We start from the raw sequence: 13429 nt of genomic DNA, 5'->3' as shown, positions 1-13429 counted from the left end.
CGGACGCGGCTTCGTCCGGCCGGACGAAATCGGGGGTGGCGGTTGTCCGGTGCGACGAATACCGCGGCACTCCGGCGCGCCTAGCGTCGGCGCATGGCGACTCTGAGCGAGATCGAGACGTGGCTACAAGACAGGCTGGCGACGCTGCTCGCCGAGCATCAGGTCCCCGGGGCGGCGGTCGGCGTACTGCTGGGCGACGAGGTGATCGACCACGCTGCCGGCGTGCTGAGCAGATCGACCGGCGTCGAGGCGACCGCCGACTCGGTGTTCCAGATCGGGTCGATCACCAAGGTCTGGACGACGACGCTGGTCATGCAGCTCGTCGACGAGGGCAAGGTCGACCTGGATCGGCCGATCCGCTCGTACCTGCCCGAGTTCGTGATCGCGGACGACTCCGCGGCGGCCGTGATCACCACCCGGCAGCTGCTCTGCCACACGGCCGGGTTCGAGGGCGACATCTTCAACGAGACCGGCAAGGGTGACGACGCCGTCGAGAAGTTCGTCGCCTCGCTGGCCACGACCACGCAGCTCTTCCCGCCCGGCGAGATGTTCTCGTACAACAACGCAGGCTTCGCCGTCCTCGGCCGCCTGGTCGAGGTGTTGCGGGGCACTTCGTACGACGCCGCGCTGCGCGAGCACCTGTTCACGCCGCTCGGGCTGGCCCACGCCGCAGGCGATCCGTACGAGGCGATCCTGCACCGGGCCGCCGTCGGGCACATCCGGCCGGAGCCCGACGCCGACCCCGTGCCCGCGCCGATGTGGGCGATGACCCGAGGCATGGCTCCGGCCGGTGCGATGCTCGCGATGAGCGCCCGCGATCTGCTGACGTTCGCCAAGCTGCACCTGGACCAGGGCGCTGACGTCCTCAGCGCGGCGAGTGTCACAGCGATGCAGGAAGCACAGGTGAAGCTGCCGGCGCTCGGCATGATGGGTGAGTCGTGGGGACTCGGCTGGGAGCTGTTCGACTTCGACGGCACCCGCGTGTTCGGCCACGACGGCGGCACGATCGGCCAGAACGCCTTCCTCCGCGTACTCCCTGAGCACGGTCTCGCGATCGCGCTGCTGACCAACGGCGGCGGCACCATCGAGGTCTACCGGGCCGTCTTCGAACACCTCCTCGACGAGCTTGCCGGCGTCACGCTCCCCGCCATGCCGACCCCACCCGCCGAGCCGGTCCCGGTCGACGTGACCCGGTTCCTCGGCACCTACAGCTGCGAGGTCGCCGACATCACCGTCCGGCAGGACGAGGACGGCAAGCTCTGGCTCGACCAGGTCCCCAAGGGCATCTTCACCGAGCTCGGGCCGACACCCGAGCCGGTCGAACTGGTCGGCCGCGACGAGCAGAGCCTGATCGCGGTCGAGGCCGAGAACGGCATGCACCAGCCGCACGTCTTCGTCGGCGACGACGGCTCCGGTCGTGCCCTGTACCTGCACAGCGGCCGGGCACTGCGCCGCGCATCCGCCTGAGCCCTCGGAGGCACTCATGAGATCGGTACGCACCGCCCTCGCGGCCGGAGTCCTGGTCACCGGGCTGGCCCTGTCCGCCTGCAGCTCCGGCGATCAGACCGCCGGCACCGCGCAGGCCGCCGAAGGCAAGACCCTGACCATGGCGATCAGCGCCGACCCCGGCAACCTCGATCCGCAGTTCACCTCGTTGTCGGTCACCATGCAGGTCGACTGGTTCCTGTACGACTCGCTGGTCGGCATCAGCCCGGACGGCAAGCAGGTGCCCGGTCTCGCGGCGACGTTCGAGGGCAACAGCACCACCGCGAAGTACACGCTGCGCAAGGGCGTCACCTGTGCGGACGGCAGCCCGCTGACGGCCAGTACGGTCGCGGAGAACATCAACTTCGTCGGCAACCCGGCCAGCAAGTCCACCCGGATCGGCGTCTTCGTCCCGGCCGGCGCCAAGGCCACCGCGGACGACGCGACCGGTACGGTCACCGTGACGGCCGCTGCTCCGGACGCGTTCCTGGTCCGCAATGTCGGCGGCCTGCACATCGTCTGCGACAAGGGGATGAAGGACCGCACCATCCTCAAACAGAGTTCCGACGGCACCGGCATGTACAAGGTCGCGGAGGCCGTCCCGGGCGATCACTACACGCTCACCCGGCGCAAGGAGTACGCCTGGGGCCCGGGCGACTTCAAGCAGGGCCAGGCCGGTCTGCCGGACAAGGTCGTACTCAAAGTGGTCAGCAACGAGACCACCGCGGCGAACCTGCTGCTCTCCGGTCAGGTCAACATCGTCGCGATCGCCGGACCGGACAAGCAGCGGCTGCAGGCCCAGAAGACCTTCCAGCGCGAGGCCGGCACGCCACTGGGTGAGCTCTGGTTCAATCAGAAGGCGGGTCTGCCCACGGCGGATCTCGCCGTCCGCACAGCACTCACGCAGGCCCTCGACCTCACCCAGCTCGGCAAGGTGCTCACCAGCGGGACCGGTACGCCGACCACACGGTTGGTTGCCCCCGGCATGGGTCCGTGTTCGGAGGACACCGTCACCGGCAACCTGCCCGCGCACGACCTGGACGCTGCCAAGGCCGGGCTGGACGCTGCCGGCTGGAAGGCCGGCTCCGACGGCATCCGGGAAAAGGCCGGCACAAAGCTCGCCCTGGTCTTCTACTACCCGACCAGCCTGGGCCCCACCATGCAGTCAGGTGCCGAGCTGTTCCAGAAGGCGTGGACCGAGCTCGGTGTGAAGGTCTCGCTCAAGCCCGTGTCCACTGCTGAGATCAGTACGGTCGTCCTGGCCGGTCAAGGCACTTGGCACGCCGGCCTGATCCCGCTGACCGTCTCCTTGCCCAGTCAGCTGGTCAGCTTCCTGTCCGGTACGACTCCGCCGAACGGCAGCAACTTCTCCGGGATCAAGAACCCGCAGTACGACGCCGCCGTCCGCAAGGCCGCCGCCGTCCCGGGAGCCGACGGCTGCGCCGATTGGGCGACCGGTGAGCGGACGCTGTTCAAGCAGGTCAACCTGGTGCCGTTCGTCAACGCGACCGTGCCGATCTTCGGCAAGGGCGCCACGTTCGACCTGAGCGAAGGAAGCGTGCTGCCGTCGTCGATCAAGATGCTGGGTTGAGCCGGTGACGACCACCGTCAGCATTCCGCCCCTGACAGCTCATCCGTGGCTCGGCTTCGCCGTACGACGGTTGGGCCGGCTGGCGGGCTCCGTCCTCGTACTGGTCAGCGCCGCGTTCCTGATGATCCACCTGATCCCAGGTGATCCGGTACGGGGCGCACTGGGACCAGCAGCTGCGCAGAGCCTCGTCGATGCCCAGCGCGCCTCGCTGGGCCTCGACGACCCGCTCTGGCAGCAGTACCTGAACTTCCTGCACCACCTGCTCACCGGCAACCTCGGTACGTCGATAACAACCGGTCTACCGGTCTCCGACGTGATCCGGGACCGACTGCCGGCAACGGTCGAACTGGCCGTCGCAGCGTTCCTCCTGGCGGTCCTGATCGCTGTACCGCTCGGCCTGGTGATGGCGGTCCTCACCCGCGCCGGGCGGCGGCCGCATACCGAGCTGGGCTTCACGTCGATCGCCGTGGTGCTGGCCGCGATCCCGGAGTTCCTGCTGGCCGTGGGACTCGTCTACGTCTTCGCAGTCACACTGCACTGGTTCCCGGTGGCGGGTCGTGGCAGCGTGGCGTCGTACGTGCTGCCCGTGCTGTCGCTGGCGGTCGGCCCTGCGGCGGTGCTGGCCCGGATCTGTCGCGTCGAGCTGCTCGCCGTACTGCAGACGGACTATCTGCGTACGGCGCGCGCGAAGCGGTTGCCCGCCGCAGCCGTGTACCTGCGGCACGCCCTGCCGAACGCGGTGACGGCCACGATCACCCTGGGCGGTCTGCTGCTCGGTGGCATGGTCGCCGGGACTGTACTGGTCGAGAACGTCTTCGGCTGGCCCGGTCTCGGCAGCACGATCGTGTCCTCGATCCTCGCCAAGGACTACCCGCTGGTGCAGGGTGTAGTGCTGGTGTACGGCGTCGGCGTCCTCCTGGTGAACCTGGCCGTCGACGTGACGCTTGCCCTGCTCGATCCCCGATCGACCATCCGGGAGAGCTGATGCGCCGTTGGACAGCCGTACTGCGGACTCCGGTAGGCCTAGGTGCCGGCCTGCTCCTTCTAGGGGTCCTGCTGCTCGCCCTGCTCGCTCCGGTCCTTTGGTCGCACCAGGCGAATGCCATCGACACCGACCACCTGCTGCAGGGGTCGTCGGCGAAGCACTGGCTCGGTACGGACAACCTCGGCCGCGACATCTTCTACCGGGTCCTCGTCGCGTCCCGTACGTCGATCCTGCTCGCACTGCTCGCGACCGCGATCGCCGTGGTCACCGGGCTCGCCCTGGGCAGCGCCCCGGCGATCCTCGGCAAGCGCGGTGGCCGGGTCGCAACGACTGTCGTGAACATCGCAGTCTCCTTTCCGGGGCTGCTGCTCGCGCTGTTCTTCGCCGTCGTGTTCGGTGTCGGCGCGAAGGGCGCCGTACTGGCCATCGGCTTCGCGGGTGCGCCGTCGTTCGCGCGGCTGACGCAGACGTTGATCGCCGGCATCGCGGCGCGGGACTTCGTCGCCGCGGCGCGGATCGCCGGTGTCGGCCGGTTCCGGATGCTCGTACGGCACATCCTCCCGAACGTCGCCGAGCCGCTGGTCGTGAACGCGACGATCGGCGCCGGCGGCACACTGCTCGCCTTTGCGGGGCTGTCGTTCATCGGTCTGGGTGTGCAGCCACCCGCGTACGACTGGGGCCGGATGCTGGGCGAAAGCCTCAGCGGCATCTACGTGCATCCGGCTGCAGCGCTCGCCCCCGGTGTCGCCGTGGTCGTGGCTGGGCTCGCGTTCAACCTCTTCGGCGAGGCGGTAGCCAAGGGCCTCGGCGTCCAGGTGCCACGGGCAACGTGGTCCCGTCCGACGCCGGAGGCAGCACCGGCGCGGGACACCGACCCTGACGAGGTGCTTGTGGTGCAAGACCTCGAGGTCAGCTTCCCAGGACCGGTCACACCGGTACGTGGCGTCAGCTTCACGATCCACAAGGGCGAGATCGTCGGCGTCGTCGGCGAGTCCGGCTCCGGGAAGAGCCTCACCGCGCTCGCGGTCGCACAGCTGATCGAGCCGCCGGGGCTGGTCCAGGCCACGGAGCTCTCGTTCCTGGGCGCGCCGTTGCTCGGCAGCATTGCGGACCGCAGCACGGCCGCGGCCCGCCGGCGGCTGCTGGGGTCGTCGTTCGCGATGGTGTTCCAGGATCCGATGACCTCGTTCAATCCGGCCAAGCGGATCGGCGTCCAGCTCGCCGAGGGCGCACGGGAGCATCAAGGACTCAGCCGCCGGGCCGCGGCGAGCCGTGCGATCGATCGGCTGCGGGCGGTACGGGTGCCGGCCGCGGAACGCCGCGCGCGGCAGTACCCGCACGAGTTCTCCGGCGGTATGCGGCAGCGGGCGATGATCGGCATGGGCCTGATGGGCGCTCCGGCGCTGATCGTCGCCGACGAGCCGACCACCGCGCTGGACGTCACCGTGCAACGGCAGGTCCTGCGGCTGCTGGAGACGATCCGTACCGAGGACGACGTCGCCGTCCTGCTGATCAGCCACGACATCAGCGTCGTCGCCCAGATCTGTGACCGCGTCCTGGTGATGTACGCCGGCCGCATCGTCGAGGACCTCCCGGCCGCTGACCTGGCGACCGCGGCGCGGCACCCGTACACGCGGGCGTTGCTGGCCGCCGTACCGGATCTGGACACGCCGCTCGGCGAACCGCTGGCAGTCATCCCCGGACGTCCGGTGGATCCTGCGCACTGGCCGGTCGGGTGTGCCTTCGCCGCGCGATGTGCGTTCGCGTCGGAGCGTTGCCGGACCGAGGATCCGGTGCTCGTCGATCAGGTGGCGTGCTGGCATCCGCAGTCACAGACCGAGTACTCGAGTGTCCGGACGGGGCAGCCATGAGCGAACTGCGTTTCGAGGACGTGACGGTCCGGTACGGCCGCACGCTGACGGCCGTCGATGGGGCCGACCTGCTCGTGCCGTCTGGCCAGGTGGTCGGACTGGTCGGCGAGTCGGGATCCGGCAAGTCGACCCTGGCGCGAGCGGCCGTCGGTCTGGCCGATATCGCGGGTGGGCGGATCCTGCTCGACGGTGTGCCGCTGACCGACCGACGCCCGCTGCAGATGGTGTTCCAGGACCCGTACTCCTCACTGGATCCACGGATGACCATCGGTGACTCGATCGCGGAGGCAATGCCGAGAGCGGATCGTCGGCGGGGCGAGGTGGCCCGGCTGCTCGAGCTGGTCGAACTGGACGCCGACCGGGCCTCGGCGTACCCGGGCGCGCTGTCCGGCGGGCAGCGCCAGCGGGTCGCGATCGCGCGGGCGCTGGCCGGCCGGCCCGAGGTGCTGATCGCCGACGAGATCACCTCGGCCCTCGACGTGTCGATCCAGGGCACCGTGCTGAACCTGGTCCGTACGCTGCAACGCGAACTGCGGTTGTCGATGCTGTTCATCTCGCACAACCTGGCCGTGGTGCGCTACGTCAGCGACATCGTGGCGGTCATGTACCTGGGCCGGATCGTCGAGGTCGGGCCGGCCCCGGACGTACTCGCCAACCCGCAACACCCGTACACCAAGGAGCTGCTCGCCGCGGCGCCACGCCGCGGATCGACCGCGCTGCCGCCGCTGGACGAGTCGCTGCGACTCGTCGCCGACGCCGAGCCGGCCGATCCGCATCATCCACCGGCCGGCTGCCGGTTCCACCCGCGCTGTCCGGTCGGTCCGCTGATCCGTACCGACCGCGAGCACTGCCTGACTCTCGATCCCACAACCGACGCCGACCGTCGTCTGCACCACGCTGCCTGCCACCACGCCGGCGGCGCCTTGCGGGCGGTCGGCCAGAACCAGTCCCTTCTGAAGGAGGACTCCCAGTGACCCGACGTCTGCGCATCGACGACCTGACCGAGCTGGCCGTACCGGAGCAGCCGGTTCTCTCACCGGACGGCACCCAACTCGCGTACGTCCTCCGAACCACCGACGCGGAGGCCGACCGCACGCTGCGGAGTCTATGGCGGGTCCCGGCCTCCGGTGGGACACCGCAGCAGCTCACCCGCGGCGACGCCGACTCAACACCTGTCTGGTCGCCGGACGGGTCGCAGCTGGCCTTCCTGCGCGCCAAGGACGGCCCGGCGCAGCTGTGGTCGCTGCCGGCCGGAGGGGGCGAGCCGGAGCAGCTCACCACACTCCCACTGGGCGCAGGAGCACCGAAGTGGAGTCCTGACGGGACGCGCATCGCCTTCTCCGCTCCTGTCGACACTGAAAGCATGAGTGAGCACGGGCCGATCGCGACGGAGCGGCTGGACTACCAGGCCGACGGCGCGGGCTGGCTGCGGAGCATCCGTAAGCACCTGCACGTACTCGACGTCGCATCCAAGGAGTGCCGCCAGGCCACCGAGGGCGACTGGCACGCCGGCGACCCGGCCTGGTCCCCGGACGGCGCCAAGCTGGCCTTCGGCGCCGCAACGGCACCTGACGCCGATCTGAACCCGACAGCGCCCGCGTACCTGCTCGACGCATCGGATCCGAAGGCGACGCCGCAGCTGGCCGGTCTGGCCGAAGGGCTGACCGGCTCGGTGACGTGGACTGCGGATGGCGCCGCACTGCTGATCGTTGGTATGCCCTCCGGCCCGGTCGGCCACGCCGGACTGCTGCGGCTCCCCCTGGACGGCGGGGCAGTCGTGAACCTGGCGGCACCGCTCGACCGCAACGTGATGGCAGGCGGGCCGGCGTACCCGGGAGCCGTACCGACGCTGATCGACGAGGGCCGTACGGTCCTGTTCTGCGTCCGGGACCGCGGTTGCACCCACCTGTACTCCGTCCCCGTCGAGGGCGGCACCCCGCAGCACGTACTGGGCGAACCAGGACAGGTCGTGTCGGGGCTGTCCGTCGCTGCCGGCGTGGCCACGACGGCCCTCAGCACACCCACCTCGTTCGGTGAGGTCGTGACGCTCGACCTGGCGACCGGCACGGCGACAACCCGGACGTCGTACGGCGAGAAGGACGCAGAGCCCTTCGTACGGGCCGAACGCGACTTCACCGTCTCCGACGGGACTGTCGTGCCCGGCCTGCTGATGCGCGACCCGGCAGCCACCGGGCCGCAGCCGCTGCTGCTCGACATCCACGGTGGTCCGCACAACGCGTGGAACGCCGCGGCAGACGAGGTGCATCTGTACCACCAGGAGCTGGTGGCACGTGGCTGGACCGTGCTGCTGATGAACCCCCGTGCCAGCGACGGGTACGGTGAGGAGTTCTTCAACGCCGCACTCGGAGCGTGGGGTACGGCGGACGCACGCGACTTCCTCGAGCCGATCGACGAACTCGTTGCCGAGGGCCTCGTTGACCCCGAGCGGCTGGCCGTGGCCGGTTACAGCTACGGCGGGTTCATGACGTGCTACCTGACCAGCCGCGACAACCGGTTCGCCGCAGCGGTCACCGGCGGTGTCGTCAGCGACCTGACCAGCATGACCGGTACGTCGGACCTGGGGCACTTTCTCGACGTGTACGAGCTGAACGGCCCGGGCGATCACAGCGCCATGTCGCCGTTCAGCGAGGTCGGCAACGTGGCGACGCCGACGCTGATCCTGCAGGGTGATGCTGACGTCCGCTGCCCGGTCGGGCAGGCGCAGCAGTGGCACACGGGGCTCCGCAAGAACGGCGTACCGACCAGGCTGGTGCTCTACCCGGAGGCCAGTCACCTGTTCATCGTCGAAGGGCTTCCGTCGCACCGGCTCGACTTCAACCGGCGCATCCTCGACTGGGTCGAGCAGTACGCCGGTACGGCCGGCGGTCCGCGGCGGGCCAAGATCGACGCGGCGCACTGGCAGCGCCGACTCACCACACTGGCCGCGCGGCACGGCGTTCCGGGTGCGACGCTCGGCATCCTCCGGATGCAGCCGGGTGCGGAGGACGAGCTGGTGGAGGCTGCAACCGGCGTACTGAACAAGGACACCGGGGTCGCGACCACGACCGACTCGGTCTTCCAGATCGGCTCGATGTCGAAGGTCTGGACGGCGACGCTGGCGCTCCAGCTCGTCGACGAGGGGCTGCTCGATCTGGACGCACCGATCGTCCAGGTGCTTCCCGAGCTGCAGCTGGGCGATCCCGATGTCGCCAAGCAGGTGACGATGCGGCACCTGCTCACCCACACCAGTGGTATCGACGGTGACGTCTTCACCGACACAGGTCGCGGCGACGACTGCTTGGAGAAGTACGTCGACCTGTTGGCGAATGTCGTACAGAATCATCCACTCGGGGCCACCTGGTCGTACTGCAACTCCGGCTTCTCGCTGGCCGGGCGGGTGATCGAGAAGCTCACCGGTTCGACCTGGGACCAGGCACTGCGGGACCGGATCATCACGCCGCTCGGCCTGCGGAACACCGTCACCCTGCCCGAGGAGGCGCTGCTGCGTTCGGCCGCCGTCGGGCATGTCAGCGAAGGTGAGGAGGAGCCGGCACGCGCACCGGTCTGGGGCCTCCCCCGCTCGCTGGGACCGGCCGGGCTGATCACGTCGACCGTCGCGGACGCGCTGGCGTTCGCACGACTGCACCTGAACGGCGGCGTCGCACCGGACGGTACCCGACTGCTCAGCGAGGCCTCGGTGACGGCGATGGCGGAGCAGCACGCCGAGCTGCCGGACAAGTACTCGCTGGGCGACTCGTGGGGCCTCGGCTGGATCCGGTTCGGCTGGAACGGCCGCCGGCTGATCGGGCACGACGGCAACACGATCGGCCAGGCCGCGTTCCTGCGGGTGCTGCCCGAGGAGGGGCTGGCCGTGGTCCTGCTGACGAACGGCGGCCACACCCGCGACCTGTACCAGGACCTCTACCGGGAGATCTTCGACGAGCTGGCCGGCGTCTCCATGCCCGCACCGTTGGCCGCACCCGCGGAGCCTCCTACGGTCGATGTACGGCGGCACGTCGGCCGGTACGAGCGCGCGAGCACGATCCAGGAGGTCCTGGTCGACGACGAGGGCCCGCTGCTGCGGATGACGATCACCGGGCCGCTCGCCGAGCTCCTTCCGGATCCGACCGAGGAGCTGCGGATGACCCCGGTCGACGAGACCGGCGACCTGTTCGTGGTCCGGCAGCCGGGCTCGCTCACCTGGACCCCGGTGACGTTCTACTCGCTCCCGACCGGCGAGAAGTACCTGCACTTCGGGGTCCGCGCCACACCGAAGGTCGGCGGATGAGCGAGCTGGTCGAGCAGTACGCGGCGCGGTTGCCGCTGATGCTCGCGGATCTCGAAACACTGGTCACGTGCGAGTCGCCGTCGGCGGATCTCGCGGCGGTGGCGCGCAGTGCGGACCTGGTGGCCAAGCTGGGCGCGGAGCGGTTCGGGGCCGAGCCGGAGTACGTCGTTGTCGACGGCTGCACACATCTGCGCTGGCGGCTCGGTGACGGACCGCAGCGCGTCCTGGTGCTCGCACACCACGACACGGTCTGGCCGATCGGCTCGCTGGCCACGCATCCGTTCCGGAACGAGAACGGCGTACTGCGGGGTCCCGGATCCTTCGATATGAAGGCCGGGCTGGTGATGGCGCTGCATGCGATCGCCGCAACGCCGTCAGCGACCGTGACCCTGCTCGTCACCGGCGACGAGGAGCTCGGCTCGACGTCGTCGCGCGCCCTGATCGAGGACGAGGCCGCGGAGTGCGTAGCGGCCTTGGTACTGGAGGCCTCGGCGGACGCCGGCGCGCTCAAGCTGGAACGCAAGGGCGTCTCGATGTACGAGGTACGGATCACCGGCCGGGCCGCCCACGCGGGGCTGGAGCCGGAGCTCGGAATCAACGCCTCGATCGAGGCCGCGCACCAGGTTCTTGCTGTGAGCAACCTTGGTGACGCCAACAAGGGGACGACGGTGACGCCGTCCGCGCTGACCTCGGGCACCACCCGGAACACGGTGCCGGCCGCCGCCACCTTCTTCGTCGATGCGCGGGCCTGGGACGTCGAGGAGCAACTGCGAGTCGACAAAGCGATGCAGGCGTTGCGACCGGTGCTGCCCGGCAGTTCCCTGGAGGTGCTCGGCGGGCCGAACCGGCCACCGCTGGAACGCAAACTGTCCGAGGACCTCTACGTACGGGCGTCTCGGCTGGCTGTCGCGCTCGGCCTGCCGCCGCGGCGCTCGGTCGCTGTCGGCGGCGGTTCGGACGGCAACTTCACCGCCGGGATCGGCACGCCGACCCTCGACGGACTCGGCGCCGTCGGCGGAGGCGCGCATGCCGAGGACGAGCATGTCCTGGTCGACGAGCTAGCACCGCGGACCGCGTTGCTGGCCGCGCTGATCGCCGACCTGTTGGACACGCCATGACAACCCTCGGCTCGGCCAGCCTGAGCCCGTCGATCGCCGCCGCAGCGGACGCAGCAACCGCGGCCGGCGTTCGCGTGCGTGAACTGCGTGAACTGGCGGAGCTCGAGGAGGTCTACCGCCTGTACGACGCGATCTGGCGACCGGATCCGAAGAATCCACCGGTGACGACCGAACTGTTGCGGGCGTTGACCAAAGCCGGCAACTACGTCGGCGGAGCGTACGACGGCGACGAACTCATCGGCGCTTGTGTCGGGTTCTTCTCGGCGCCGGCCGAGGTCGCGATGCACAGCCACGTCGCCGGGGTATCGCAGTCGGCACGTGGGCGGAACATCGGCTTCGCGCTGAAGCTGCACCAGCGCGCCTGGGCCCTGCGTCGTGGTGTCTCGACGATCGCGTGGACGTTCGATCCGTTGATCCGGAGGAACTCGTACTTCAACGTGGCCAAGCTCGCCGCGCAGCCGACGGAGTACCTGACGAACTTCTACGGCGACATGCAGGACGGGATCAACAGCGGCGACGACACCGATCGGCTGCTCGTCCGCTGGGAGTTGGACGCTCCGGCCGTCGGTGCGGCTGCGGTCCGGCGCGCTCCGGCCGTCGACGTACGAATGATGCCTGGAGCAACGGTTGCTCTGGCGTGTGGTGCGGACGGAGGGCCGGAGGCCGGTGCTGACAGCGCTGAGGGGACGGTCCTGGTTGCCGTACCGGCCGATGTCGAGGGGTTGCGGCATACCGATCCGGCGGCCGCGAAGGCGTGGCGGGCCGCGTTACGGGAGGTGCTGGGCGGGTTGCTGGCCGACGGAGCGGTGGTGACCGGGTTCGACCGGGCCGGATGGTACGTACTGGACGCTGGGAAGGAATTGTCGTGATGAAGCTGACCGGATTCGAGCTGCGGCGGATCTCGATGCCGTTGGTGTCCCCGTTCCGGACCTCGTTCGGTACGGAGACGACGCGCGACGTGCTGCTCGTACGCGCCGTCAGTACCGACGCGGAGGGGTGGGGCGAATGCGTCGCGATGAGCGGGCCGCTGTACTCGTCGGAGTACGTCGATGCCGCGGCCGACGTAGTGCGCCGGTTCTTCGTACCGGCGCTGGCCGCGGTGGACTCCGCGGTGGGCGTCGGGCCGGCGTTGAGCCGGTTCCACGGGCATCGGATGGCGAAGGCCGCGGTGGAGACTGCCGTACTCGACGCGGAACTGCGGGCCGAGAACCGGACACTGGCGCGCGAGCTGGGTGCCGTGCGAGATCGGGTGCCGTGCGGCGTTTCGGTCGGGATCATGGACTCGATCGGCGAACTGCTGGACGCCGTCGGCGGCTACCTCGATCAGGGCTACCTGCGGATCAAGCTCAAGATCCAGCCCGGATGGGACCTCGAACCGGTCCGTGCGGTCCGGGAGCGGTTCGGCGACATCCTGCTGCAGGTCGACGCCAACACCGCGTACACGCAGGCCGACGCCCGGCACCTGGCCCGGCTCGATCCGTTCGGGCTGCTGCTGATCGAGCAGCCGCTGGACGAGGAGGACGTACTGGGGCACGCGGACCTGGCGCGGCAGATCAGCACGCCCGTCTGTCTCGACGAGTCGATCACCTCGGCCCGTGCCGCGGCCGCCGCGATCCGGCTCGGCGCCTGCGCCGTCGTCAACATCAAGCCCGGCCGGGTCGGCGGCTATCTCGAGGCGCGGCGCATCCACGACGTCTGCCTGGCCAACGACATCCCGGTCTGGTGCGGCGGCATGCTCGAGACCGGCATCGGCCGGGCCGCCAACATCGCGCTGGCCGCCCTCCCCGGCTGCACCCTCCCCGGCGACACCTCGGCGTCCGACCGCTACTTCCGAACCGACATCACCAAGCCGTTCACCCTCGACAACGGCCACCTCGAAGTCCCCATCACCCCCGGCATAGGCGTAGACCCCCTCAACGCCGAACTAGAGGCCGTCACCACATCGACCGAGTGGCTCCCACTCTGACCCGCCCAACACCCCCACCGCCCTCATGCCCAACTCCCCCGCCGCCCCTCACCCCCAGCTCGCCTGCTGTCGAGTCGTGGATCGCGGTCGTGAATTGTTCGACTTCTCGACCCGTATCCACGACT

Annotated in this window: 9 protein-coding genes; all 9 read left to right on the top strand. The window is 69.7% G+C overall.

Annotation, left to right across the window (positions count from 1 at the left end; all coding sequences use genetic code 11):
* The first annotated feature begins 93 nt into the window (after window positions 1-93).
* Genes ACGFI6_RS26975 through menC form a run of 9 tightly spaced genes read left to right on the top strand, consistent with a single transcriptional unit; the run spans window position 94 to window position 13304 of the window.
* On the top strand, window positions 94-1467 hold the full coding sequence (locus ACGFI6_RS26975) for a serine hydrolase domain-containing protein (protein ID WP_393123216.1): 1374 nt from the start codon (window positions 94-96) through the stop codon (window positions 1465-1467).
* Between the two features lie 16 nt (window positions 1468-1483).
* A complete protein-coding gene (locus tag ACGFI6_RS26970; protein ID WP_393123213.1) occupies window positions 1484-3076 on the top strand; it encodes an ABC transporter substrate-binding protein in 1593 nt (530 codons plus the stop codon).
* A 4-nt stretch (window positions 3077-3080) separates the two neighbouring features.
* Window positions 3081-4061, top strand: coding sequence for an ABC transporter permease (locus ACGFI6_RS26965; protein WP_393123210.1), 981 nt, complete (start codon window positions 3081-3083; stop codon window positions 4059-4061).
* Window positions 4061-5932: a dipeptide/oligopeptide/nickel ABC transporter permease/ATP-binding protein gene (locus ACGFI6_RS26960; RefSeq protein ID WP_393123207.1), complete on the top strand. Its 1872-nt coding sequence runs from the start codon at window positions 4061-4063 to the stop codon at window positions 5930-5932. Before ACGFI6_RS26965 ends, ACGFI6_RS26960 begins: the two co-directional genes overlap by 1 nt.
* Complete coding sequence (locus ACGFI6_RS26955; protein ID WP_393123204.1) at window positions 5929-6906, top strand: ABC transporter ATP-binding protein; 978 nt, start codon at window positions 5929-5931, stop codon at window positions 6904-6906. The genes ACGFI6_RS26960 and ACGFI6_RS26955 overlap by 4 nt, the downstream gene beginning before the upstream one ends.
* Window positions 6903-10220, top strand: coding sequence for a serine hydrolase (locus tag ACGFI6_RS26950; protein ID WP_393123201.1), 3318 nt, complete (start codon window positions 6903-6905; stop codon window positions 10218-10220). Before ACGFI6_RS26955 ends, ACGFI6_RS26950 begins: the two co-directional genes overlap by 4 nt.
* Window positions 10217-11338, top strand: coding sequence for a M20 family metallopeptidase (locus ACGFI6_RS26945; protein ID WP_393123199.1), 1122 nt, complete (start codon window positions 10217-10219; stop codon window positions 11336-11338). Before ACGFI6_RS26950 ends, ACGFI6_RS26945 begins: the two co-directional genes overlap by 4 nt.
* The gene (locus ACGFI6_RS26940) at window positions 11335-12207 is read left to right on the top strand and encodes a GNAT family N-acetyltransferase (RefSeq protein ID WP_393123196.1); all 873 of its coding nucleotides are present in this window, start codon (window positions 11335-11337) and stop codon (window positions 12205-12207) included. The genes ACGFI6_RS26945 and ACGFI6_RS26940 overlap by 4 nt, the downstream gene beginning before the upstream one ends.
* On the top strand, window positions 12207-13304 hold the full coding sequence (gene menC, locus ACGFI6_RS26935; protein ID WP_393123689.1) for an o-succinylbenzoate synthase: 1098 nt from the start codon (window positions 12207-12209) through the stop codon (window positions 13302-13304). The genes ACGFI6_RS26940 and menC overlap by 1 nt, the downstream gene beginning before the upstream one ends.
* Window positions 13305-13429: the final 125 nt, after the last annotated feature.

It is taken from the genome of Kribbella sp. NPDC048928 (assembly GCF_043197975.1).
Classification (GTDB): Bacteria; Actinomycetota; Actinomycetes; order Propionibacteriales; family Kribbellaceae; genus Kribbella.
This window is presented reverse-complemented; position numbering and strand designations above follow the sequence as displayed.